Source organism: Ruegeria sp. HKCCD7559 (genome assembly GCF_013110575.1).
GTDB lineage: Bacteria > Pseudomonadota > Alphaproteobacteria > Rhodobacterales > Rhodobacteraceae > Ruegeria.
In genome coordinates this window covers 61657-84284 of record NZ_WVQU01000001.1, presented here as the reverse complement: position 1 = coordinate 84284, position 22628 = coordinate 61657, and the positions used below count along the sequence as shown (strand labels likewise).

Below are 22628 nucleotides of genomic sequence, written 5' to 3'. Positions count from 1 at the left end.
AAAGCCCTAGCCCCGATGACGTCGCAGCACGGCCAGCGCGATACCGCCCAAAACAAGCGTGGCGCCGATGATCAGCCGTGCTCCGGCAATCTCGCCCAGAAAGACGACACCGCCGAGAATTGCGATCACCGGCACGCTGAGTTGAACGACAGCCGCCACGGACGGGGCCAATTGAGGCAAAACACGATACCACAAAGCATAGCCAAGCCCGGATGTTACCGCGCCGGACAGGACGGCCAGCAGATATCCCGCCCCGCTCATCTGCCAGACGCTGCCGCCGGCAAGCATCGCCAGGGCAGTCAACGGCAATGCGACGATGAAATTGGCGGCCGTTCCCTCCAGCGGGTTTGTTTCTGATCGACCCGCTATCGAGTAAAGGGCCCAACCAATACCGGCGGCGGCCATCAAAGCCGCGCCAGCCAAGTCGACCTGAACGGCGCCATTCGGCCACAGCACATAGGCAAGACCTGCAAGCGCAACCCCTGCCCCTGCCACCTGCCGGGCGGTCGGAGTAGCACCCGTCAATGCGCCGACAGAAAACATCGTAATTTGCACCACGCCGAACAAAATCAATGCACCCAAGCCTGCATCCAGCGTCAGGTAGGCGATTGAAAATCCGATCATGTAGAGCGTCAACGACCCCGCGCCAATGATCCGCCTTCGATTGCGCAGCGGAAGGCGCCCTCCGCGTGCCAGCACAAGAGCGGCCAGGACCACGGCCCCCGCCAAAACCCGAACGATGGCAAATCCGGTCGGATCGCTGGCTCCGCTGTCGATGGCCAACCGGTTCAGAATGGAGTTCGCCGCAAAGGCACACATGGTCAGGGCGGTGAGCAAAAACAATCTCATGCCATCCGCATAGCCGTTTGGGCGGGATTTGCACACTCACTTTCGCGAAGGTTGTGGGAACAGACATCCGGCGCCTGACAAAGCAGCGTCTAAACACGCCTTGAAAACAGAACTGTCAACACAAAACGGGGCCGCCCGAAGGCGACCCCGTTCTTAAGCTATACGGCTTCCCTATCGGCAGCTTGGCGATATCGCCAAGCGCCTGTCGGGTCGTCAGAATTCGCCGGGGCGAATTCGACGTGCTTACATCATGCCGCCCATACCGCCCATGTCGGGCATGCCGCCGGCAGGTGCCGCGCCTTCCTTGGCCGGCTTGTCGGCAACCATTGCTTCGGTGGTGACCAGCAGGCCAGCAACCGATGCAGCGTCTTCCAGAGCAGTCCGAACCACTTTGGCCGGGTCAATCACACCGAACGAGAACATGTCGCCATATTCTTCGGTCTGCGCGTTGAAGCCGAATGCTGCGTCCGATGATTCGCGGACCTTGCCGGCTACAACCGCGCCGTCGACACCTGCGTTCTCGGCGATCTGACGCAGCGGCGCTTCGATTGCCTTGCGAACGATGTTGATACCTGCGTCCTGATCGGCGTTTGCACCTTTCAGAGCTTCCAGTGCTTTACCGGCCTGGACCAGAGCAACACCACCGCCCACAACAACGCCTTCCTGAACGGCAGCGCGTGTTGCGTTCAGAGCATCGTCCACACGGTCTTTGCGCTCTTTCACTTCGACTTCGGTCATGCCGCCGACGCGGATAACGGCAACACCGCCTGCCAGTTTGGCAACGCGCTCTTGCAGCTTCTCGCGGTCGTAGTCGCTGGTGGTTTCTTCGATCTGGGTGCGGATCTGAGCAACACGTGCTTCGATCTCGGCTTTCTCGCCAGCACCGTCGACGATGGTGGTTTCGTCTTTGGTGATTTCGATTTTCTTGGCGGTGCCCAGCATGTCCATGGTCACGGACTCGAGCTTCATGCCCAGATCTTCGCTGATAACCTGACCGCCGGTCAGGATTGCGATATCCTGCAACATGGCCTTACGGCGATCGCCGAAGCCAGGTGCTTTGACAGCAGCAATTTTCAGGCCGCCGCGCAGTTTGTTGACAACCAGAGTTGCCAGCGCTTCGCCTTCAACATCCTCGGCAATGATCAGCAGCGGTTTCTGCGACTGGATCACTTGCTCCAGCAGCGGAACCATCGGCTGCAACGAGGACAGTTTCTTTTCGTGCAGCAGGATCATGCAGTCGTCGAGCTCTGCGATCATCTTGTCTGCGTTGGTGACGAAGTAAGGCGACAGGTAGCCACGGTCGAACTGCATACCTTCGACAACGTCGGTCTCGGTTTCCAGACCTTTGTTTTCTTCGACGGTGATAACGCCTTCGTTGCCAACCTTCTGCATCGCGTCTGCGATCTGCTGGCCGATTTCCGCTTCGCCGTTGGCCGAGATTGTGCCAACCTGAGCGACTTCTGCCGAGTCTTTGACTTCGCGCGAAGCAGCTTTAATGCCTTCAACAACCTTGGCAGTTGCCAGGTCGATGCCGCGCTTCAGGTCCATCGGGTTCAGGCCAGCTGCAACCTGCTTCAGGCCTTCTTTTACGATCGCCTGTGCCAGAACGGTTGCGGTGGTGGTGCCGTCGCCGGCTTCGTCATTGGTGCGGCTGGCGACTTCTTTCACCATCTGCGCGCCCATGTTTTCGAACTTGTCTTCCAGTTCGATTTCCTTGGCAACCGAAACACCGTCTTTGGTGATGCGCGGCGCGCCGAAGGATTTGTCCAGAACCACGTTGCGGCCTTTGGGGCCCAGGGTCACTTTAACCGCGTCGGCCAGGATGTTCACACCCTTCAGCATACGGTTGCGGGCATCGGTGTCGAATTTGACGTCCTTTGCAGCCATGTCGTTTCTCCTTGAGAAATTGATTTGAAATGAAGATCAGAGAAAGCGCGCGCTTACTCGATGATCCCCATGATGTCGCTTTCTTTCATCATCAGCAGCTCTTCGCCGTTGACCTGAACCTCGGTGCCCGACCATTTGCCGAACAGGATCTTGTCGCCAGCCTTGACAGCCATTGCGATCAGTTCGCCGCTGTCCTTGCGCGCACCTTCGCCGGTTGCGACGACTTCGCCTTCGCTTGGCTTTTCTTTTGCGCTGTCAGGAATGATCAGGCCGCCTGCGGTTTTCTCTTCGCTCTCTACGCGGCGAACCAGCACACGGTCATGAAGCGGTTTCAATGCCATCTTTGTAGCTCCTTGGGCTCAAAGTTTATCTATCCTCCCCCCGCCTTTCGACGAGGCGTTAGCACTCGGGGTGTGTGAGTGATAACGACGCATAGCTAGGGAGTCTAAAAGTCCGAGTCAACAATTTGTGAGAGATTTTTTTGCAACTTGGATCAGTCAGCCTGTTCCCAGCTATAGGCCCAATGCTTCAACCCTTCTGCGCCCTCTGACGTAAGCCCATAGATGCCCTTTTCAACCTTCTCGAACCACCCGTAGTGGTTTTCCCGCATCAGCCGGGTCGCGACCGGGACCGCGACCGATCTGGCGACGTCCGCCCCCTTGGACGGGCCATTCTCGGCCAGATAGGCCGCACATTTCAGCGCATCCTGCCGATACGCCGTCACGATACCATGGCGCGTCGCGCCCCCAGCGTTCGGGTCGCCTTGCAGCCGGTCGAATTCGCGCAGCAACCGTGCGGCCCTGGCTTTGTTCTTTCGGGGCGCGTAGGGGCCGGGATCGCACTGAACCTCGACCGTACCATCAGCCCGCACGGTGATCAGGCCCAGGCCGAGCCTACGACACAGTGCCAGATTATCTTTCAGCGCCCGCCGGGCCGTTCGGCCGGTGGGTTTGCAGACGGCAACATAGACCAGATCGGTGAGTTTCAGCCGGGTGATCGCCTGATGAAACAGGGACAGCGTGAACCGCAGTTTCAGTTCGACGATCACCGGCGCATCCCCATCGCGCACTGCCACGATGTCGGCTGCGCCGATTTCACCCTTGACGGTGTATCCCTGACGCTCCAGCAGCGCCTTGACCGGGGGATAGAGATCCTGCTCGCGGTTCATGTGGCCATGCTACGCAGATTGCCAGGGAATACCAGACGGGCGGCTTGAACATCGGCAGGTGGCGTGGCTAAGTCTGGGTTCAACTTCTTGACACCATTCAGGCTGGCCCCATGCGTTTGCTCACGTTTCTTGCGTTCCTTCTGTTTCCGATCTCGGCTCAGGCCGCGTGCGAGGGGGTGGACCTGCGGCCACAACTGCCCGAGGAAACCCGGACAAAATTGCAAAGTGCAGTGGGCCAGATCGCTTATCCCGAAGGCAATCACTGGATTGCACGCAAGGGCGACACGGTTTTGCACATCATCGGCACGTTGCACAGTTACGATCCGCGCATGGAAGACGTGATTGACCGCCTGTCGCCCGAACTCAGCAAAGCGGACGCCTTCTATTTCGAAGTCACTCAGCACGACATGGACGCCTTCGAAAAGACGATGGCCAACGACCTGAGTGCGGTAATGATTACCTCGGGCCCTACGTTGATCGATCTGATGGAGGAAGACGACTGGGATGCGCTGTCCGCAGCCCTGGCCCAGCGCGGCATCCCCGGCTGGATGGCTGCGAAAATGCGTCCGTGGTTCCTGACCATGATGCTGAGCATTCCGCCCTGCATGATCGAAGACCCGAATTCAACTTATGGAATGGACGCCCGCCTGAACGATCTGGCCGTTGAAAAAGGTATCCCGCAGCACTCGCTGGAACGAATCGAAGACCTGATGGCCATGTTCGACAGTTATCCGCTTGAGAAACAGGTCGAGTCGCTTGTGCGCCTGTCCGGGGCGATGCAGGGCAATGCAGACCAGTTGGCCACCATGGCCAACGCGTATCTTGAAGAAAAGCACGCCGAGATCTTACAGCTTGCCCGTTTACAGGGGCTGGAGCAGTCGGGCATGAGCCCCGAAGCCTTCGATGCGGAATGGCAGGATTTCGAGCAGCAATTGCTGGTGCAGCGAAATGCCAACTGGATGGCGCAGATTCTGGACATCAGGGATCAGACGGTTGTGATTGCGGTCGGCGCGGGACACCTGAGCGATGATTACGGCCTGCTGAATCAGCTGGAAGAAGCTGGATACGTTCTGACACGCGCCGAGTTCTGAACGGACCCAGTGGTTTTCAGACCAAGCGTCGCAGACAGTGCTCAGCGGCGTGACAACGGCCTTTAGCCGCCCTATAAGGCGCGCAAATTTCCATTCCGCAGGACACTGACATGACGACGCTAGTATTTGGCCACAAATCCCCCGACACAGATTCCACAGGCTCGCCGATCCTGTGGTCGTGGTACCTGAACGAGGTCAAGGGTGAGCAGACCGAACCCGTACTGCTGGGTGAACCCAACACAGAAGCAACATTCATGCTGGAAAACTGGGACCTGCCCAAGCCGCGGATCCTTGAGGACCTGCCCGCGGAAACGCCGGTGGTTATCGTCGACACCAACAACCCCGCCGAACTGCCGGCCAACATCAACGACGCGGACATCCGCGCCATCATCGACCATCACAAGCTGGTCGGTGGCCTGGAAACCAAAGGCCCGATCGACATCACAGTGCGCCCCCTGGCCTGCACCGCCACCATCATGGTTGATCTGATGGGCGAAGATGCGGCCAAGATGCCCGACGCCATCAAGGGCGCCGCGCTTACCTGCATTCTGTCGGATACTCTGGAATTCCGCTCACCCACCACCACGGCGCATGACCGCGAGGTTGCAGAACGTCTGGCGGCCGAGCTCGAGCTGGACATTTCGGCATATGCCGCAGAAATGTTCGCGGCGAAATCGGATGTCTCGTCCTTTTCGGACGCCGAGTTGATCCGCATGGACAGTAAAGAATACGAGGTCGACGGCACCAAATTCCGGGTCTCGGTTCTGGAAACCACCGCTCCCGGCGTCGTTCTGGACCGCAAGGCCAGCCTGGCGGACTCGATGGTGGCCGTTGCCAAGGAAGACGGCGTCGAGCAGGTGCTGCTGTTCGTGGTTGATATCCTGAACGAAGAGGCCACGCTGCTGGTCCCCAATGATCTGGTCAAAACCGTGGCCGAGAAAAGCTTTGGCGCAACCGTGGACGGCGACGCCGTAGTTCTGCCCGGTATCATGAGCCGTAAAAAGCAGATCATTCCGAACCTGAAGGTCTGATCCTCAAGCGACCCAAATATGAAGGCGTCCAATTCGGGCGCCTTTTTTCTTTGCTGACAGCCATTTGCGGAGGCGTTGCCGGTTGTTAGTCTGACCGGGGGTCAAAAGCCTATCCCAGGTCAGGTAAATGCAATGGTCGTACGAAAACTGAGCACCACCCGCAGCATCCTTCTTTTTGAAGGTGCCGACAAGGCGGCGTATTGGCGACGTTTTGCAATGTTGCTGACGCTGTCGGTCGTGATTGCCACCATGGGTTTGCTGCGCAACTCAGGCGCTGTCGTGATCGCGGCCATGCTTGTGGCGCCGCTGATGACCCCGATCCTCGGGGTGGCCGCCGCGATGGTCATGGGATGGTTGAAACGCGCGGTGACGCTGGCGCTTACGGTTTGCCTGGCTGCCATTGTCTGCGTGATGATGGCATGGTTTCTGGTTTATGTCGCAGATGTTCCCCGTGGCATTTTGATCCCCGACCAGGTCCTGGCGCGCACCGATCCCGGCACCGAAGACCTGATCGTCGCGCTCGCTGCCGGTGTGGCCGGGGCCTATGTTCAGATCAACAAGTCCGAATTGAGCCTTCTACCCGGCGCGGCCATCGGTGTTTCGCTTGTTCCCCCGCTGTCGGCCTCGGGCATTCTTTTATATTTTGACGAACCCGCCGAGGCCTATGAGGCAGGGCTGCTTTTCGCAACGAACCTTGGCGCGATCATTCTGTCAGCCTGCGCGGTTTATCTTGTCTATGCCGCGCGCTCCGTGGTTTTCAGCAAGGGAAAGCGCAAACTGAACTTTACCGCCAGCGTCTTTGTCGCGATCGCGTTTCTGGTCGTCGTCGTCCTGCAGCTTGGGAAGTCCACCTACAACCGTTATCTGGAAACGCGGACCGAGGCGCAACTGGCCGAGTCCATTCGTGCATGGGCCGATCCGGTTTCCGTGGAAATCATCCGCATCGACGTCAACGCTCAGCGCAAGCGGGCCGAGGTTTGGCTGATCGTCGATCTGCCGGCCGAAGCGCAGTTCAAGGTTTCTTCCATTGCCGGTTTGCTGCCACCCAAGCTGCGTGAGACCCCTCTGGTCGGGGTGTTGGAGGAGGAACTAGGACCCGGATACTTGGCCATTATCCGGTATCAGCCGCGTATCGGGGCCCAGATCATCCTGGGAACGGAAAACGTTCAGCAGGCCCCGGATGTCACGAAAATTACCGAAGACGAGTAGCAGATTCACCCATTCCTTGGCGCAAACGGGAATGCGGGATGGTGTTCGGGCCCAAGCTTTGCCATAGCTGTCGCCAGCGCGATATCAGACCCAGAGGCACCCATGACCCAGATCGTTTCCTCGCTTTCCGAGATCTCGGACCGTTACAAGGCATTGTTCGTCGACCTTTGGGGCTGTGTTCACAACGGCATCACGGCCTACCCCGAGGCGGTCGAAGCGCTGAAGGCCTATCGCGCCAAGGGTGGACTGGTGGTCTTGGTCACGAACTCTCCCAAACCTCGCGCCGGGGTGGCAGAGCAGCTCGTGCAATTCAACGTCCCTGCCGACGCGTATGACACCATCGCCACCAGCGGGGATTCCGCGCGATCTGCGATGTTCCGGGGTGCTGTGGGGCACAAGGTTTACTTCATGGGCGAGTGGCAGCGCGATGCGGGCTTTTTCGAACCGCTGAAACTGTTGGATCACCCCATCCATATCGAGCGTGTGCCGCTGAAGGAAGCCGAGGGTATTGTCTGCTGCGGTCCGTTCGACCCGATGGCCGACCCGGATGTGAACCGGCCGGATTTCCTGTACGCCAAGCAGATGGGGATGAAACTGCTTTGTGCGAACCCTGATATTGTCGTGGACCGCGGCGAGGTGCGCGAATGGTGCGCCGGTGCTTTGGCCAGGCTGTACACCGAAATGGGCGGCGAGAGCCTGTATTTCGGCAAACCGCATCCCCCGATCTATGATCTGGCCCGCCGCAGGTTGCAGGAACTGGGGCACGACATCCCCGACAGCGACATTCTGGTGATCGGCGACGGCCCCCACACGGATATTCTGGGCGGCATGGGAGAGGGCATTGATTCTCTGTTCATCTCGGGCGGATTGGCCGCGGCAGAAACAAAAACGTCGCATCATCCGCACCACGAATCTCTAACCACCTATATTGAAAGGGAAAAGATCAATCCAACCTACACGATCGGGCGCTTGAGGTAATAAGAAAAGACTTGATTTTCTGCAACTGCGAAGTAATAAAGTTGCCAACCTTGGCCAAATGATGGTTTTTTCTTTCACGGCCGATTTCGAGTGAGGGCAACATGTTGGACAATCTTCCGCGCGGAACGATCTGTATCGAAGACATCGAAATGGGCATGTCCCGCCACCTGCGCAAAGTGGTGACGGATGAAGATATCGAAATGTTCGCGCAGGTCTCGACCGACCGGAATCCGGTGCATCTGGACGACGACTATGCCCGCGATACGATCTTCGAAGGCCGTATTGCCCACGGAATGCTGACGGCGGGTCTGATCTCGGCCGTGATTGGTGAACAACTGCCGGGTCATGGCACCGTTTACATGGGTCAGTCACTGAAGTTCCTGGCACCTGTGCGTCCGGGTGACATGGTCTATGCCGAGGTGAAAGTGATCGACATCGATTTTGCCAAGCGCCGCGTCAAGCTGGACTGCCATTGTTCGGTCGAGGGCAAGAAGGTCCTGATCGGCGAAGCGATGGTGCTTGCCCCGTCGCGCAAGTTCGACTGACTGGCAAACACAGTCTCGCAAAAGGCGCCGGACCGGCGCCTTTATTGTTTGGGCACTCAAATGCACACAAGGTCGTCAGGAAGAACGGGTTCTTTTTCGCCCTTTCAGCGCACCTGATTCCAGAATGATTTCCGACACTACGTGTTCACGTCTGTAGGCCATCACGTGAACCCCGGAAACACCGGCGATGTCCCGGATCTGCTGGATCAGTTCGATACAGATCTTCTTGCCCTCTTCCGCGGGCTTTTCGGCCTTTTCCATCCGCTCGATGACATGATCCGGGATGTGAATTCCGGGCACATTGCTGCGCATCCAGCGTGCCGCGCGTGCCGAAGCGATTGGGCCGACACCCGCGATGATGAATACTTTTTCGTCCAGACCGGCATCCCGAACCCGGTCCATGAACCTTTCAAAGAGCGGAATGTCGTAGATATAGTTGGTCTGAATAAACTCGGCCCCCGCCTCGACCTTCTTTGCAAGACGTTCCGGGCGCCAGTCATAGGGCGGTATACAGGGGTTTTCCGCTGCACCCAAAAACAGTTGAGGGGGGCGCGTGATCTTGCGGCCGGAAAGAAACTTTCCCTGATCGCGCATCGTTCGGATCGTCCGCAGCAAGGTCAGGGAATCAAAGTCAAACACAGGTTTTGCGCCCGGTTGATCCCCAACCCCGACACCGTCGCCCGTCAGGCACAGCACGTTGCTGACGCCCAGCGCAGCAGCCCCCAGAACATCCCCCTGAATGGCGATCCGGTTCCGGTCTCGGCAGGAAATCTGATAGACCGGAGAATACCCTGCGCGGGTCAACAACGCACAGATCCCTATCGAAGACATGTGGCAGTTGGCACCAGACGCATCGGTTGCATTGATCGCATCCGCCACTTCACCCAGCGGCTGCGCCGCCTGAAACACATCCTCGGGGTCAGCACTGTCTGGCGGGTTAAGTTCAGCAGTCACCGCAAAGCGACCCGAACGCAGAACTCTTTCCAATCGACTGTGCGAGACATAGCCTTCGGGAACAGGCACATAGCCGATCGGCTCGACCTCGCTGCGATGGGCATCATTCATTTCTTCAGCTCCCGGTTCACCGCGTTGGGGGGTTCTGCAGCCAGAGGTGCCGCAGAGGGTTCGTTTTCACGCGCCTCCGGGAACGCCTGCGCAAGCGTTTCGCGGGCAGCGTCCCGGGCCTCGCGTTCCCGTGCGGCGATCTCGCGGCTGACCCGCAGCCAGGATGATGATCCCTTCAACGTGTGTTCCACGGGCGGAAGAACCTCTTTTATCTTGTTGCCCCCGTGTTGCATGCGGCTGGCGCCGTCCCAGGCCAAAGCCCAGACGCATTTCATATCGGGCTTCACCTCGCAGAACTCACCGGGACGTACACCGCCGCACGGGCCGTTGCGCAGTTGCTTGGGGCAGTTCATCGGGCAAGACATACCCGTCGAAGACAAAACGCATTGTCCGCACATCTTGCAATCAAACAAAAGACTTTTGACGCCTTTTTCGACCAGCGCGATGGGGCGTTCAACGCGGTTGTAGCCGATCTTTGCAAAGACCGGATCCATCGCGACCATGCCCCGTTCGACACATTTGTAAATCCACTCGAACGCACGGGCGTTGCGAATCGCGAACAGTCGCAATCGATACATGGGTCTGCCTCCTGTGCTGGGTTCATTTGAACCTGGCCGGGCCATCGTCCGCCGCCCAGCGTGGTCCGAGGGCCGGAAACCCAGTCTACACTCAGTATTTTTTTTGGATCAAGCAGTTGACCGAATGTTGTACAGCATTCCAGGGATGCCCCGTGTGCAATCATGTCCGGCAAATGGTTTTGGTGTGTTTCGGCAGGACCGGTGCCTTGAATTCAAACTGCCGCTTGAACAAATCGCAACGCAACGCTACGCAATCGCCTATGCACATCATCCGGGATTTCCAGTTTGTCGAGCCAGAAGATCGCGGCGCCAGCGTTGCGATCGGGAATTTTGATGGCGTTCATGTGGGGCACCAGTCGGTGATCGAACTGGCCCGCGACGCGGCCCCGGATGCGCCACTGGGGGTCATGACCTTCGAGCCGCATCCGCGTGAATACTTTGCGCCGGACTCTCCTCCGTTCCGCCTGATGCGCGGCAATGCGCGGGCGCATCGGCTTGAGAAACTGGGTGTGAAGAAACTGTATGAACTGCCGTTCAACGCGGCGCTGGCCGGGCTTTCCCCCGATGAATTCGCGCGCAACGTGATTTGTGACGGGCTGGGCCTGTCCCATGTCGTGGTCGGGGCCGATTTCTGCTTTGGCAAGGGCCGCAGCGGGACGGCTGACGATCTGGTTCGGTTCGGGCAAGAGATGGGATTTGGCGTGACGATCGCCCCTTTGATGCAGCGGTCGGAAAACGTGGTCTCGTCAACCGCCATCCGAACCGCGTTGAGCGAGGGTCGCCCAAAGGATGCCGCCGCGATGCTGGGCCATTGGCACAGGATCGAAGGCGAGGTGATCGGGGGCGAGCAGCGCGGGAGGGAGCTGGGTTTCCCAACCGCGAACATGTCCATCGAAGGGCTCCACCCGCCCAGGTTCGGTGTCTACGCCGTATTGGTCGACGTGCTGGATGGCCCTCATCAGGGCAGTTATAACGGCGCGGCCTCGGTTGGGGTGCGCCCGATGTTCCATGGCGAAGTGCCAAATATTGAAACCTTCCTGTTCGACTTTTCCGGCGACCTGTACGGGGCGACCTTGTCGGTGGGGCTGATCGAATTCCTGCGCCCTGAAATGACATTTGACGGGCTGGATGGTCTGATCGCGCAGATGAATGCCGATTGTGAACAGGCCCGGGGCATTCTGGCCGCCCTATGAGCGCCGATCCGATTGAACGCACCGGCCTGCCCGCCCGGTTCTGGGAACGCAAACCGCTGCGCAAGATGAACCAGCGCGAGTGGGAGGCCCTGTGTGACGGCTGCGGCAAGTGCTGCCTCAACAAGCTGGAAGATGAAGACTCGGGCGAAGTTGCCCTGACCTGCGTCGCCTGCCGCCTGCTGGACGATGAAAGCTGCCGCTGCACGCAATACGACATCCGGCATCAATTCGTCCCTGAATGCATCGTCATGACGCCCGACAATATCGACGAACACGCCTATTGGTTGCCGCAAACCTGCGCCTATCGGCTGCTGTGGGAGGGCAAACCGCTTTACGACTGGCACCCATTGTTGTCTGGTACGCCGGAAACCGTGCACGCCGCAGGCGTGTCGGTCCGAGGGCGCACGGTGTCCGAGTTCGAAACCCCCATGGAAGAGTGGGAAGACTACATTATCGAGGAGCCTAGCTGATGTATTTCGCATCTGACAATTCCGGGCCGGTTCACCCGCAGGTCATGGCCAAACTGGCCGAGGCCAATCAGGGCTATCAGATGGCCTATGGCGCCGACACGATGATGAACGAGGTGCGTGACCGCATTCGCAGCATCTTTGAAGCTCCGGGGGCGGCCGTCTATCTGGTGGCGACGGGGACAGCGGCAAATTCTCTGGCTCTTGCCACATTGTCCAACCCTTGGGAAACGATCTTCTGCTCTCCGGTTGCCCATATTCACGAAGACGAGTGCAACGCGCCCGAGTTTTACACCGGGGCCAAGCTGACCCTTGTTCCCGGCGGTGACAAGATGGCGCCGGACGCGCTGCGCGGGTCCATCTTGGGCGAAGAAACCCGTGGTGTTCACGGGCCGCAGCGCGGGCCGGTGTCGATCACCCAGGTCACCGAGCGCGGATCGGTCTATTCGCTGGAGGAGTTGCAGGCGCTGTGCGGGGTCGCAAAGGAATATGGCTTGCCCGTCCATCTGGATGGGGCCCGGTTCAGCAATGCCCTGGTGGCCCTGAATTGCTCTCCGGCTGACATGACATGGAAAGCCGGGGTGGATGCAGTCAGCTTCGGTGGTACCAAAAACGGCCTGATGGGCGTCGAGGCCGTGGTGTTCTTTGACGAGAGCAAGGCCTGGGAATTCGAGCTGCGGCGCAAACGCGGGGCGCATCTGTTTTCCAAGCATCGCTACCTGTCCGCTCAGATGGCGGCCTATCTTGATGATGATCTGTGGCTGAAGCTGGCGCGTCAGGCCAATGCAAACTGTGCCCGGCTGGCCGATGGCTTGCGTGCAAAAGGGGCCGAGTTCCTGCACGAACCGCAGGCCAATATGGTCTTTGCCGCTTTTTCACGCGCGAAGCACAAACAGCTGCATGAGGCCGGGGCAATCTACCACCTTTGGGGGGCCGAGCTGGAAGGTGACGATGACGATGAAAGCCTTGCGTGCAGACTGGTCTGCGACTGGTCGATCGGAACAGCCGAGATCGATCAGTTTCTCAGCCTGTTGTAACACCCGCCCCGTGGCCAGCTTTCCAGAACTCCTGAAGCAGCACGGCGGTTTCAAGGGGGTGCGAAATGGGCAGCATATGCCCCGCACCTTGAACGACTTCATGGCGTGCGTTCGGCAGACGGCGCTGCAATCCTTTACAGATTGCGGGGATCGTCGGGTGGGTCTTTGATCCGCTCAGCAACAGGGTTGGCATCGATACGCGCTTACATCTGTCGGGGTCAAGCAACCCTTCCCGGTCATCGTACAGAACGGGATAAGACGCGGGAACAACATGAATCCCACGTACCATGCTGGCGCGCGTCCGCTCTGGCAGGTCAGGCCATTTGGGGCTGATGCCAGAGCTCCACATCCGGTTGAACAACCGCGCGGCCAGCGCTTCGTCGCCTGCTTGGAACGCTGCTTCAATCGGCTGGGACTCTCGCAGGTGCTGATCGTAGAAACCGGGCGCGTCCTGTTTTGCCACCGCAAAGAACACAGGCTCAATCAGGGTCAAACTTCGAATACGGTCCGGGTGCTCGATGGCCAGTCTGAGCGCAACGATCGCCCCAAAGGAATGGCCGACCAGATCCGTGGGCTCGGTCAATTCGACCGCCGCCAGCCCTGTCACAGCGTCAAAGAAATCGCTTTGACCGTCCCAATCCGGACTGCGCCCATGAGACAGCATGTCCGGTGCAACAAGACACACGCTGCCATCCAATGCCTTGGCCAGGCCGGACCACGCGCCGGAATGTGCAATGGTGCAATGAAGGGCAAGCAAATTGCGCCCTCCGTCACCCAATCGTCTCACGAAACCGGATTGCATCGCCGTCGGGGCTGTCATCCATCGATCTCGGACAGATGCCGATCCAGATCATCCAGGCGATCCTGCCCCCAGAAGCGTTGACCATCCGGCGTGATGTAGAACGGCGCGCCGAACACGCCGCGATCCACGGCTTCTTCCAGATTGGCGGCATAGGTTTCGGCCCCGACCAGCAGACCGCTGTTGGCCAGTTCCGGGTCAAACCCGGCATTTGCCAGGCAGTCCCGGATCACATCATCCTGAGCGACGTCCTTTTCTTCGGCCCAGCAGGCGCGCAGTATCAACTGGCACAACTTGCCCACGTCGCCCGAACCATCCTTGATCGCGGCGATGATCGCATAGGAGGACGGCGCCATGTTGGTCGGCCAGTGCGCCGGTTGCAGGTTGAACTCCATCCCCAGATTCTTCGATTGGCGCAGCAACTCTTGAGCGCGGTATTCGATGCGCGATACATGACGGTCTTTCGGCGGCGTGCCCCCGGTACGTGCGAACAGGGCCATGATGTCCAGCGGCTTGTAGTTAATCGTTGCGTCGTGTTTCGCCGCAATCTCTTCCAGCCGGTTCCCCGCAAGATAGCTGTAGGGCGAAATTGTCGCAAAAAAGTAGTCAATCCGGGTCATGTTCACTTTCTCCGCTGCGTTACCTTTGCGGGACGGTAAGGCCATGCTAAGCGGTGTCAACATCACGAATCTGTCACATTGCCATTGCTGCCCGGGGACCTCAGCCGATGCCGACACTTCACGAACCCAAGCTTATCGCTGGGAACGCCAACCTTCCACTTGCCAAAACCATCGCCCGTCGCATGAGCCTGTATCGCGGTGTCGACCAGGGATTGGTCGATGCACGCGTCGAACGGTTCAACGATGGCGAGATCTTCGTCGAAGTGTTCGAGAACGTACGCGGCGAGGATATGTTCATTATCCAGCCGACCTCGAACCCGGCCAACGACAACCTGATGGAGCTGCTGATCATCGCCGACGCACTGCGCCGCTCGTCGGCGCAACGGATCACGGCCGTGATCCCCTATTTCGGCTATGCCCGCCAGGATCGCCGCACCAAGGCCCGCACGCCCATCAGCGCCAAGCTGGTGGCCAATATGCTGACCGGCGCAGGGATCGAGCGGATTCTGACGATGGATCTTCATGCCGCGCAGATTCAGGGGTTTTTCGATATGCCCGTCGACAATCTGTACGCCTCGCCGATCTTTGCGCTGGATGTCAAAAACCAGTTCAAGGACAATCTGGATGAGATCATGGTGGTTTCACCCGACGTGGGCGGCGTGGCGCGCGCGCGTGAACTGGCCAAGCGCATCAACGCCCCCTTGTCGATCGTTGACAAGCGGCGCGAGAAAGCAGGCGAAGTCGCTGAAATGACCGTTATCGGAGATGTGAAGGACAAGATCTGCCTGATCGTCGACGATATGTGTGACACCGCCGGAACACTTTGCAAGGCCGCGCAGGTCCTGTTGGACAATGGCGCCAAGGAAGTTCATTCGTACATCACGCATGGTGTCATGAGCGGCCCCGCGGTCGAGCGGGTGACGAACTCGGTTATGAAGTCGCTGGTGTTGACCGACACGATCCAGCCGACCAAAGAGATTTTGAAGGCAAAGAACATCCGCATCGTTCCGACTGCGCCGATCTTCACCCAGGCGATCCTGAACATCTGGAACGGAACCAGTGTGTCTTCGCTGTTCGAAGACAAGACGCTGACCCCAATCTACGAATCCATGTATCAGATGGATTGAGCAACAGGGGCGGCCAAACATGTCGCCCCCTGATATCTGAAATACCGATTGCGCGGATATCTGACCATGGGGCGCGATCGGCGACACAAGTGGAATCACCTCCATGACTGCCAACAAACGTATTGTTCTTTCCAGCGATCACGCGGCGATCGAGCTGCGCCAGTCCGTGGCCAACCACATCGCACAGCAAGGTTGGGACGTGGTTGATATCGGCCCGACAACCCCGGAAAGCACCCATTACCCCAAGCACGGCAAGGCCGCAGCGCAGGCCGTTGCCTCGGGCGATTGCAGCTTGGGTATCGTCCTCTGCGGCACTGGGCAGGGTATCATGATGGCTGCGAACAAAGTGCCCGGCATTCGCTGTGGCGTTTGTTCCGACGCATTCTCGGCCCGCATGATCCGCCAGCACAACAACGCCAACATGCTGTCGATTGGCGCGCGGGTTGTCGGTGAGGGTCTGGCGCTGGACATCGTTGACGCGTTTCTGAATGCCGAATTCGAAGGCGGCCGCCACGCCACACGCGTGGACATGATCGAAGCGCAGGACGACTGAACCCAATCAGTCGTTCAAACGCCTGAAAACATGGCGAACCCGGATCAGGATATATTCCAGTCGTCCGGGTGTGCCACCTCTCCTATCGCGGTCCAGCTTGCCCGGATGCGAGCAATCCGAGTGTCGGACCAGGTCCGGAATACTGCGTCAAAACCCTCGGCAGTGATATGTTCGGCCTGAACCTCTGCGCGCAGCGCCGAGGACGTGTCGACATCCCACAGCGAGATCCCGATCTGCACCATAGGCGGGGTCCGAAATGCTTCTTTGAACCGAATGTTTGCGCGGCGTTCACGCGGCCCCTGCCCGGTCCACATATCGCCGCCTTCGGCAAACTCCGAGAACAGGACATTTTCACCCTGCTCAATTCCAATGGGATGGGTTAGAAACTTTTTCATCTTATCATCATTATTCTTGAATTCCCGCAACTTACCCCGGCATTTCGGCAAAAGCACGACAAAAAAACGGCCCCGCAATTGCGAGGCCGCTCAAATTTTTCACTAGTGGGCCCGTTACAGGCTCATATGCGTTCCAAGCGCTTCCATGTCGGCCAGCAGCTTGGCTGCATCGTCGACAATGGTCTGTTCGCCGTTTTCCTTCGCCACCTCGTGCGAGGCGCGTGCCTCGGCGATCAGCTCGTCCAGATGCGCGCGGGTTACTTCCGCCACCGGGATGGCCTTTTCGGCCAGAACTGACAGGCTGTCGCCGTTGATCTGGGCAAACCCGCCGGTGACCAGGTATTCGCTGGACCCTTCGGGTGCCTCGACCTTGAGCAGACCGGGGCGCAGCGTGGTGATGGTGGGGGCATGATCGGGCATCGCCGTCATGTCCCCGTCCGCGCCGGGAATCTGGACCGCGCTCGCCTGAAGCGAAGCAAGGCTCCGCTCGGGGCTGACGAGGTCGAATTGCATCGTGTTTGCCATCAGGGATACTCCTTAGGCGGCTTCTGCGGCCATCTTCTCCGCTTTGGCGATCACTTCGTCGATGCCACCAACCATCAGGAAGGCCGCTTCGGGCAGGTGATCGTATTCGCCGGCCACAACGGCCTTGAACGACGCGATGGTCACATCCAGAGGAACCTGAACGCCGGGCGAACCGGTGAAGACTTCGGCCACGTCGAACGGCTGCGACAGGAAGCGTTCGATCTTACGGGCACGGGCCACGGTCAGTTTGTCCTCTTCCGACAGTTCGTCCATGCCAAGGATGGCGATGATGTCCTGTAGCGACTTGTAGCGCTGGAGGATCTGCTGAACGTCCGTCGCAACCTTGTAGTGCTCTTCACCAACGATGGCCGGGTCAAGCAGACGCGAGGTCGAGTCGAGCGGGTCAACCGCCGGGTAGATACCCTTTTCCGAGATCGCACGGTTGAGAACGGTGGTCGCGTCAAGGTGGGCAAACGAGGTTGCCGGCGCAGGGTCGGTCAGGTCGTCCGCGGGCACGTAGATCGCCTGAACAGACGTGATCGAGCCCGACTTGGTCGAGGTGATGCGTTCCTGCAGAGCGCCCATGTCGGTGGCCAGTGTTGGCTGGTAGCCCACGGCCGAAGGAATACGACCTAGCAGAGCCGACACCTCGGAACCCGCCTGCGTAAAGCGGAAGATGTTGTCGACGAAGAACAGAACGTCGGTACCGGACTGGTCACGGAACTGTTCCGCCAGGGTCAGACCGGTCAGAGCGACACGTGCACGCGCACCCGGAGGCTCGTTCATCTGACCGTACACCAGGGCCACTTGGCTTTCCGACAGGTTGTCGGGCTTGATCACGTTCGATTCGATCATCTCGTGGTACAGGTCGTTCCCTTCACGGGTCCGTTCACCAACACCCGCGAACACCGAGAAGCCCGAGTGCACTTTTGCGATGTTGTTGATCAGTTCCATGATCAGAACGGTTTTACCAACGCCGGCACCGCCGAACAGGCCGATCTTACCGCCTTTGGCGTAGGGGGCCAGCAGGTCAACGACCTTGATGCCTGTCACCAAAATTTCCGACTCGGTCGACTGTTCGTCGAACTCGGGCGCGGGCTGGTGGATGGCGCGGGTTTCGGTGGCTTCGACCGGGCCCTTTTCGTCGATCGGTTCGCCGACCACGTTCAGGATGCGGCCCAGGGTGGCGTTGCCGACCGGAACCGAGATCGGTGCGCCGGTGTCGGTCACGGCCTCGCCGCGGACCAGACCTTCGGTCGCGTCCATCGCAATGGTGCGGACAGTGTTTTCACCCAGGTGCTGAGCAACTTCCAACACCAGGCGCTTGCCGTTGTTGGTGGTTTCCAGCGCGTTCAGAATTTCAGGCAGCTGATCTTCGAAGTGCACGTCGACGACGGCCCCGATGATCTGTGTGACTTTGCCTTTTGCATTCGCCATGTTTCGTCTCCGGTTTTCTTACAGCGCTTCGGCGCCGGAAATAATTTCAATCAGCTCGTTGGTGATCACGGCCTGACGCGAGCGGTTGAACTGGATCGTCAGCTTGTCGATCATCTCACCCGCGTTGCGTGTCGCGTTGTCCATCGCGGACATCCGTGCACCCTGTTCAGACGCTCCGTTTTCGAGCAGAGCCGAGAAGATCGCAGTCGCAACCCCCTTGGGCAGCAGGTCGGCCAGAATGGCTTCTTCGCTGGGCTCGTAATCGAAGATGGCACCGCTGTCGTCACCCGCCGCTTCGCCCTCGAACGAGGCGGGGATGACCTGCTGCGCCGTCGGGATCTGGGTCACGACGTTGACGAACTTCGAGTAGAAGATCGTGGCAACGTCGAACTCACCCGCGTCAAAGCGAGACAGGACGTCCTTGGCGATGTCTTGCGCGTTGTTGTACCCAATGCGCTTGACCTCGCTCAGGTCGATATGTCCAACGAACAGATCGCCAAAATCACGCTTGAGCGCGTCGCGGCCCTTCTTGCCGACAGTCAGAACCTTGACCGTCTTGCCTTTCAGGCGCAGCTCTTCCGCCTTTTGGCGGGCCAGCTTGGCGATGTTCGAGTTGAAGCCGCCGCAGAGGCCGCGTTCAGCTGTCATGACAACCAGCAGATGGACATCGTCACTGCCCGTACCACGGAGCAGCTTGGGGGCGCTGTCGCTGCCCCCGACCGAAGCCGCCAGCCCTGCCATCACGGCATTGAACCGCTCGGCATAGGGGCGCGACGCTTCGGCAGATTCCTGGGCGCGGCGCAGTTTTGCAGCCGCGACCATCTGCATGGCCTTGGTGATCTTGCGGGTCGATTTGACCGACTCGATCCTGTTTTTAAGGTCCTTAAGATTTGGCATATGCCCGCCTCTCCCTTAAGCGAAGGTTGCGGCGTATTCGTCCAGCGCAGCCTTGATCTTGTCGGAAGCGTCACCCTTGATCTTGGGGTCTTCGTCCGTGATCCACTGAAGCAGATCCGCGTGCTTGCCACGCAGGTGCGCCAGCAGGCCAGCTTCGTAACGGCCAACGTCGGACACATCGATCTTGTCGAGGTAACCATTGGTACCTGCGAAGATGACGCAGACGATTTCAGCGTTGGTCAGCGGCGAGTACTGCGGCTGTTTCATCAGCTCGGTCAGACGCGCACCACGGTTCAGCAGCTGCTGGGTTGCGGCGTCGAGGTCTGAACCGAACTGCGCAAAGGCCGCCATTTCGCGGTACTGAGCCAGTTCCAGTTTAACCGGACCCGCAACCGACTTCATCGAGTTGGTCTGGGCCGAAGAGCCCACACGCGAAACCGACAGACCGGTGTTCACGGCAGGACGGATGCCCTGATAGAACAGTTCGGTTTCCAGGAAGATCTGGCCGTCGGTGATCGAGATCACGTTGGTTGGAATAAACGCCGAAACGTCACCACCCTGAGTTTCGATAACCGGCAGAGCGGTCAGCGAACCCGCGCCGAAGTCTTCGTTCAGCTTCGCCGAACGTTCCAGCAGACGGGAGTGGAGGTAGAAAACGTCGCCAGGATAGGCTTCACGTCCGGGCGGACGACGCAGCAGCAGCGACATCTGACGATAAGACACAGCCTGTTTCGACAGGTCATCATAGATGATCAGCGCATGGCGGCCGTTGTCGCGGAAGTATTCAGCCATCGCAGTTGCGGCGTAGGGTGCCAGGAACTGCATCGGTGCCGGGTCCGAAGCGGTTGCGGCCACAACGATCGAGTATTCAATCGCACCGGACTCTTCCAGTTTCTTCACCAGCTGCGCAACGGTCGAACGCTTTTGACCGATCGCTACGTAAACGCAGTACAGTTTCTTCGACTCGTCGTCGCCTGCTGCGTCGTTGTAGGTTTTCTGGTTCAGGATGGCGTCCAGAGCAACGGCGGTTTTGCCGGTCTGACGGTCACCAATGATCAGCTCACGCTGGCCACGGCCGATCGGGATCATCGCGTCAACCGATTTCAGGCCGGTTGCCATCGGCTCGTGAACCGATTTACGCGGGATGATGCCGGGCGCTTTTACGTCTGCAACGCCACGCTTGGTTGCGTTGATCGGGCCTTTGCCGTCCAGCGGGTTGCCCAGACCGTCCACAACGCGGCCCAGCAGCTCGTCACCGATCGGAACGTCCACGATCGAGTTGGTACGCTTGACGGTGTCACCTTCTTTGATGTCACGGTCGGAACCGAAGATAACGACACCGACATTGTCGCTTTCCAGGTTCAGCGCCATGCCCATGATGCCGCCGGGGAATTCGACCATCTCACCGGCTTGCACATTGTCCAGACCGTATACACGGGCAATCCCGTCACCGACGCTCAGCACGCGACCGATCTCGGCCACTTCGGCTTCCTGACCAAAATTCTTGATCTGGTCCTTCAGGATTGCAGAAATCTCTGCAGCTTGGATTCCCATTTATCCGACCTCTTTCATTGCATTCTGTAGGGAGTTCAGCTTCGAACGGATCGAACTGTCGATCATTTTCGAGCCCACTTTAACGACAAGACCGCCGATGAGGCTTTCATCCACGGTCGCATTGATAGTTACGGTCTTGCCCACACGCTCGGACAGCGTCTTGGACAGTTTTTCCATTTGCGTCTTGGTCAGCGCCTTGGCCGAGGCGACATCCGCGGTCACTTCGCCACGCTCATCAGCCAGCATGTCGCGCAGAACCTTCAGCAGTTGCGGCACGACGAACAGGCGACGCTTCTGCGCCATCAGACCCAGCGTGTTGCGCAGGATGGCGTTCAGACCCATCTTGTCTGCGATCGCAGTGATCGCGCCTTCCTGTTCAGCGCGGGAAACCAGCGGCGATGCGATCAGGTCGCGCAGCTCTGCACTGTCGTCCAGCGCGGCTGCCAGATCATTGATGCCGGATTCCAGACCTGCAAGGTCGTTGTTCTCTTTTGCGATCTCGAAGACCGCGGTGGCATAGCGCTCGGCGATGCCAGTGGAAATCGAAGCTGGTTCGGACACGTCCACCCTTCCGATATTTTGGGCCCCGAATTCGCGTGCGGCAGCTACCCCGGGGGCGTGAAGAAACCCCGGCCAGACGGTCGGGGATCAAAATCACCGGGGATGTAGCAGAGCCGAACCAACCAAGCAATACGCTATAGCGGTAACGGATTTATCCACAAATTGTTATTTTTCATTAACTTACGGCAAGTGCGACGGTTTGAACACATTGGCCCAGTTGAAAAATGTTACGAATATGCAGGTTTTTGCGATTCCTGTGACTTTTTTTCCTCAATTTTTCGCGTGGAATTGCCCGGGGTCTCAGGCGGGCTTCAGCAAGCCGTCCAGCGCTTTGATCGGTCTTTTGACCGCGTCTTTGGTCACGCTGCCGCTTGGCGGGCGGATATGTTTGCTGACTTCCACCATCAGCACCCCACCCGCCATCACCGTCGGAATCCGCTGGCCGGTCTTTTCGATCAGGTTGCCGGATTTCAACCAGAATCGCCGGAACGACGGAGGCATATACAAGGCCGAGCAATGCACCTCGGGCAGGAAGTGATGCGCCTTAAGCTGGTTTTCCAGCTGAGTTGCAGAGTACGGGCGCCCGTACCCGAACGGGGTCTTGTCCGACCGTGACCACAGACCCGCCCGGTTTGGAACGATGAAGACGGCCCGGCCACCGGGGCCCAGCACGCGCCAACATTCGTCAAGCAACTGGTTTGGCCGTTCCGACGTTTCCAGCCCATGCATCACCACAAGCTTGTCCACATGGCCGGTCTCGATCGGCCAGAGGGTTTCTTCGGTCAGGACCGAAACGTTGGGCATGCCTGCCGGCCATGGCATCACGCCCTGTGGTCCCGGCATCAACCCGATGACCCGGCGCGCATCCGACAGGTAAGGGCGCAGCAAAGGCACCGCGAAACCGAATCCCGCCACTGTCTGGCCTTTTGCTTCCGGCCAAAGCTCGATCAGACGCCCGCGAATAGCCGCCTGCGCCGCACGCCCCAACGTGCTGCGGTAATAGAAGTTCCTCAGATCCTGTACATCAAGATGCATTGCGGACATCCGGTCAATCGGCTTAGC

25 protein-coding genes are annotated in these 22628 nt (G+C 59.0%); 10 read left to right on the top strand and 15 right to left on the bottom strand.

Translation table 11 applies throughout. The features are described 5' to 3' along the window. Window positions 1-6: 6 nt before the first annotated feature. The 4 genes from GS605_RS00430 to GS605_RS00415 all read right to left on the bottom strand — a co-directional run bounded on the left by GS605_RS00430 (window position 7) and on the right by GS605_RS00415 (window position 3904). Window positions 7-849 (bottom strand): DMT family transporter, encoded by an 843-nt coding sequence (locus tag GS605_RS00430; protein ID WP_171722745.1) that lies wholly within the window; start codon window positions 847-849, stop codon window positions 7-9. Window positions 850-1092: 243 nt separating this feature from the next. Beyond that, window positions 1093-2736: a chaperonin GroEL gene (gene groL / locus GS605_RS00425; RefSeq protein WP_171634470.1), complete on the bottom strand. Its 1644-nt coding sequence runs from the start codon at window positions 2734-2736 to the stop codon at window positions 1093-1095. Window positions 2737-2789: 53 nt separating this feature from the next. Further along, on the bottom strand, window positions 2790-3077 hold the full coding sequence (gene groES / locus GS605_RS00420; protein WP_010441779.1) for a co-chaperone GroES: 288 nt from the start codon (window positions 3075-3077) through the stop codon (window positions 2790-2792). A gap of 152 nt (window positions 3078-3229) precedes the next feature. Then, window positions 3230-3904, bottom strand: coding sequence for a DUF2161 domain-containing phosphodiesterase (locus GS605_RS00415; protein WP_171722744.1), 675 nt, complete (start codon window positions 3902-3904; stop codon window positions 3230-3232). Window positions 3905-4014: 110 nt separating this feature from the next. On the opposite strand from GS605_RS00415, the gene GS605_RS00410 reads away from it, so the two are divergent. The 5 genes from GS605_RS00410 to GS605_RS00390 all read left to right on the top strand — a co-directional run bounded on the left by GS605_RS00410 (window position 4015) and on the right by GS605_RS00390 (window position 8758). After that, the gene (locus GS605_RS00410) at window positions 4015-4995 is read left to right on the top strand and encodes a TraB/GumN family protein (protein WP_171722743.1); all 981 of its coding nucleotides are present in this window, start codon (window positions 4015-4017) and stop codon (window positions 4993-4995) included. Between the two features lie 110 nt (window positions 4996-5105). Then, entirely contained in the window at window positions 5106-6026 is a 921-nt protein-coding gene (locus GS605_RS00405; protein WP_171722742.1) for a manganese-dependent inorganic pyrophosphatase, read from the top strand. Window positions 6027-6158: 132 nt separating this feature from the next. After that, window positions 6159-7235, top strand: coding sequence for a DUF389 domain-containing protein (locus GS605_RS00400; protein WP_171634479.1), 1077 nt, complete (start codon window positions 6159-6161; stop codon window positions 7233-7235). Window positions 7236-7337: 102 nt separating this feature from the next. Then, window positions 7338-8213: a TIGR01459 family HAD-type hydrolase gene (locus GS605_RS00395; protein WP_171722741.1), complete on the top strand. Its 876-nt coding sequence runs from the start codon at window positions 7338-7340 to the stop codon at window positions 8211-8213. Between the two features lie 101 nt (window positions 8214-8314). Then, entirely contained in the window at window positions 8315-8758 is a 444-nt protein-coding gene (locus tag GS605_RS00390; RefSeq protein WP_117872517.1) for a MaoC family dehydratase, read from the top strand. Window positions 8759-8833: 75 nt separating this feature from the next. Here GS605_RS00390 and GS605_RS00385 read toward each other — a convergent pair whose 3' ends face one another. Together GS605_RS00385 and GS605_RS00380 are read right to left on the bottom strand one after the other, a co-directional pair. Next, window positions 8834-9823 carry a methylenetetrahydrofolate reductase gene (locus GS605_RS00385; protein ID WP_152459000.1) on the bottom strand — a complete coding sequence of 330 codons (990 nt, stop codon included), beginning with the start codon at window positions 9821-9823 and terminating at the stop codon, window positions 8834-8836. After that, window positions 9820-10401: a methylenetetrahydrofolate reductase C-terminal domain-containing protein gene (locus GS605_RS00380; RefSeq protein ID WP_171634484.1), complete on the bottom strand. Its 582-nt coding sequence runs from the start codon at window positions 10399-10401 to the stop codon at window positions 9820-9822. Before GS605_RS00380 ends, GS605_RS00385 begins: the two co-directional genes overlap by 4 nt. A 260-nt stretch (window positions 10402-10661) precedes the next feature. On the opposite strand from GS605_RS00380, the gene GS605_RS00375 reads away from it, so the two are divergent. Genes GS605_RS00375 through GS605_RS00365 form a run of 3 tightly spaced genes read left to right on the top strand, consistent with a single transcriptional unit; the run spans window position 10662 to window position 13098 of the window. After that, complete coding sequence (locus tag GS605_RS00375) at window positions 10662-11594, top strand: bifunctional riboflavin kinase/FAD synthetase (RefSeq protein WP_171722740.1); 933 nt, start codon at window positions 10662-10664, stop codon at window positions 11592-11594. After that, on the top strand, window positions 11591-12064 hold the full coding sequence (locus GS605_RS00370; RefSeq protein WP_171206268.1) for a YcgN family cysteine cluster protein: 474 nt from the start codon (window positions 11591-11593) through the stop codon (window positions 12062-12064). The genes GS605_RS00375 and GS605_RS00370 overlap by 4 nt, the downstream gene beginning before the upstream one ends. Next, a complete protein-coding gene (locus GS605_RS00365) occupies window positions 12064-13098 on the top strand; it encodes a low specificity L-threonine aldolase (protein ID WP_171722739.1) in 1035 nt (344 codons plus the stop codon). Before GS605_RS00370 ends, GS605_RS00365 begins: the two co-directional genes overlap by 1 nt. Here GS605_RS00365 and GS605_RS00360 read toward each other — a convergent pair. Both GS605_RS00360 and GS605_RS00355 read right to left on the bottom strand, forming a co-directional pair. Further along, the gene (locus GS605_RS00360; RefSeq protein ID WP_171722738.1) at window positions 13085-13918 is read right to left on the bottom strand and encodes an alpha/beta fold hydrolase; all 834 of its coding nucleotides are present in this window, start codon (window positions 13916-13918) and stop codon (window positions 13085-13087) included. The two genes, GS605_RS00365 and GS605_RS00360, sit on opposite strands and share 14 nt — an antisense overlap. Further along, the gene (locus GS605_RS00355; protein WP_171722737.1) at window positions 13915-14517 is read right to left on the bottom strand and encodes a 2-hydroxychromene-2-carboxylate isomerase; all 603 of its coding nucleotides are present in this window, start codon (window positions 14515-14517) and stop codon (window positions 13915-13917) included. The genes GS605_RS00360 and GS605_RS00355 overlap by 4 nt, the downstream gene beginning before the upstream one ends. Before the next feature lie 107 nt (window positions 14518-14624). Between GS605_RS00355 and GS605_RS00350 the strand changes: the two genes are divergently transcribed. After that, the gene (locus GS605_RS00350; RefSeq protein WP_117872500.1) at window positions 14625-15644 is read left to right on the top strand and encodes a ribose-phosphate pyrophosphokinase; all 1020 of its coding nucleotides are present in this window, start codon (window positions 14625-14627) and stop codon (window positions 15642-15644) included. Window positions 15645-15747: 103 nt separating this feature from the next. Further along, window positions 15748-16197: a ribose 5-phosphate isomerase B gene (rpiB, locus tag GS605_RS00345; protein WP_171634498.1), complete on the top strand. Its 450-nt coding sequence runs from the start codon at window positions 15748-15750 to the stop codon at window positions 16195-16197. A gap of 44 nt (window positions 16198-16241) precedes the next feature. Here rpiB and GS605_RS00340 read toward each other — a convergent pair whose 3' ends face one another. The 7 genes from GS605_RS00340 to GS605_RS00310 form a co-directional block, all read right to left on the bottom strand. Further along, entirely contained in the window at window positions 16242-16592 is a 351-nt protein-coding gene (locus tag GS605_RS00340) for an H-type lectin domain-containing protein (protein ID WP_171634501.1), read from the bottom strand. Between the two features lie 114 nt (window positions 16593-16706). Next, window positions 16707-17117, bottom strand: coding sequence for a F0F1 ATP synthase subunit epsilon (locus tag GS605_RS00335; protein ID WP_171168948.1), 411 nt, complete (start codon window positions 17115-17117; stop codon window positions 16707-16709). Window positions 17118-17129: 12 nt separating this feature from the next. Continuing rightward, window positions 17130-18554 (bottom strand): F0F1 ATP synthase subunit beta, encoded by a 1425-nt coding sequence (gene atpD / locus GS605_RS00330; RefSeq protein ID WP_152459011.1) that lies wholly within the window; start codon window positions 18552-18554, stop codon window positions 17130-17132. 18 nt (window positions 18555-18572) lie between these two features. Beyond that, window positions 18573-19451 (bottom strand): F0F1 ATP synthase subunit gamma, encoded by an 879-nt coding sequence (locus tag GS605_RS00325; RefSeq protein WP_171634503.1) that lies wholly within the window; start codon window positions 19449-19451, stop codon window positions 18573-18575. A 15-nt stretch (window positions 19452-19466) separates the two neighbouring features. Beyond that, complete coding sequence (gene atpA / locus GS605_RS00320) at window positions 19467-21005, bottom strand: F0F1 ATP synthase subunit alpha (RefSeq protein ID WP_152459013.1); 1539 nt, start codon at window positions 21003-21005, stop codon at window positions 19467-19469. After that, a complete protein-coding gene (locus GS605_RS00315; RefSeq protein WP_171722736.1) occupies window positions 21006-21566 on the bottom strand; it encodes a F0F1 ATP synthase subunit delta in 561 nt (186 codons plus the stop codon). 300 nt (window positions 21567-21866) lie between these two features. Next, window positions 21867-22601 (bottom strand): class I SAM-dependent methyltransferase, encoded by a 735-nt coding sequence (locus tag GS605_RS00310; RefSeq protein ID WP_171722735.1) that lies wholly within the window; start codon window positions 22599-22601, stop codon window positions 21867-21869. Window positions 22602-22628 lie beyond the last annotated feature (27 nt).

Coding starts and splice junctions, on each gene's coding strand:
- atpA (WP_152459013.1), bottom strand. CDS start 21,005: ATGGGAATCCAAGCTGCAGAGATTTCTGCAATCCTGAAGGACCAGATC.
- atpD (WP_152459011.1), bottom strand. CDS start 18,554: ATGGCGAATGCAAAAGGCAAAGTCACACAGATCATCGGGGCCGTCGTC.
- GS605_RS00375 (WP_171722740.1), top strand. CDS start 10,662: ATGCACATCATCCGGGATTTCCAGTTTGTCGAGCCAGAAGATCGCGGC.
- GS605_RS00340 (WP_171634501.1), bottom strand. CDS start 16,592: ATGAAAAAGTTTCTAACCCATCCCATTGGAATTGAGCAGGGTGAAAAT.
- GS605_RS00355 (WP_171722737.1), bottom strand. CDS start 14,517: ATGACCCGGATTGACTACTTTTTTGCGACAATTTCGCCCTACAGCTAT.
- GS605_RS00410 (WP_171722743.1), top strand. CDS start 4,015: ATGCGTTTGCTCACGTTTCTTGCGTTCCTTCTGTTTCCGATCTCGGCT.
- GS605_RS00430 (WP_171722745.1), bottom strand. CDS start 849: ATGAGATTGTTTTTGCTCACCGCCCTGACCATGTGTGCCTTTGCGGCG.
- groES (WP_010441779.1), bottom strand. CDS start 3,077: ATGGCATTGAAACCGCTTCATGACCGTGTGCTGGTTCGCCGCGTAGAG.
- GS605_RS00395 (WP_171722741.1), top strand. CDS start 7,338: ATGACCCAGATCGTTTCCTCGCTTTCCGAGATCTCGGACCGTTACAAG.
- GS605_RS00415 (WP_171722744.1), bottom strand. CDS start 3,904: ATGAACCGCGAGCAGGATCTCTATCCCCCGGTCAAGGCGCTGCTGGAG.
- GS605_RS00360 (WP_171722738.1), bottom strand. CDS start 13,918: ATGACAGCCCCGACGGCGATGCAATCCGGTTTCGTGAGACGATTGGGT.
- GS605_RS00335 (WP_171168948.1), bottom strand. CDS start 17,117: ATGGCAAACACGATGCAATTCGACCTCGTCAGCCCCGAGCGGAGCCTT.
- rpiB (WP_171634498.1), top strand. CDS start 15,748: ATGACTGCCAACAAACGTATTGTTCTTTCCAGCGATCACGCGGCGATC.
- GS605_RS00405 (WP_171722742.1), top strand. CDS start 5,106: ATGACGACGCTAGTATTTGGCCACAAATCCCCCGACACAGATTCCACA.
- GS605_RS00350 (WP_117872500.1), top strand. CDS start 14,625: ATGCCGACACTTCACGAACCCAAGCTTATCGCTGGGAACGCCAACCTT.
- GS605_RS00365 (WP_171722739.1), top strand. CDS start 12,064: ATGTATTTCGCATCTGACAATTCCGGGCCGGTTCACCCGCAGGTCATG.
- GS605_RS00400 (WP_171634479.1), top strand. CDS start 6,159: ATGGTCGTACGAAAACTGAGCACCACCCGCAGCATCCTTCTTTTTGAA.
- GS605_RS00380 (WP_171634484.1), bottom strand. CDS start 10,401: ATGTATCGATTGCGACTGTTCGCGATTCGCAACGCCCGTGCGTTCGAG.
- GS605_RS00310 (WP_171722735.1), bottom strand. CDS start 22,601: ATGCATCTTGATGTACAGGATCTGAGGAACTTCTATTACCGCAGCACG.
- GS605_RS00390 (WP_117872517.1), top strand. CDS start 8,315: ATGTTGGACAATCTTCCGCGCGGAACGATCTGTATCGAAGACATCGAA.
- GS605_RS00385 (WP_152459000.1), bottom strand. CDS start 9,823: ATGAATGATGCCCATCGCAGCGAGGTCGAGCCGATCGGCTATGTGCCT.
- GS605_RS00325 (WP_171634503.1), bottom strand. CDS start 19,451: ATGCCAAATCTTAAGGACCTTAAAAACAGGATCGAGTCGGTCAAATCG.
- groL (WP_171634470.1), bottom strand. CDS start 2,736: ATGGCTGCAAAGGACGTCAAATTCGACACCGATGCCCGCAACCGTATG.
- GS605_RS00370 (WP_171206268.1), top strand. CDS start 11,591: ATGAGCGCCGATCCGATTGAACGCACCGGCCTGCCCGCCCGGTTCTGG.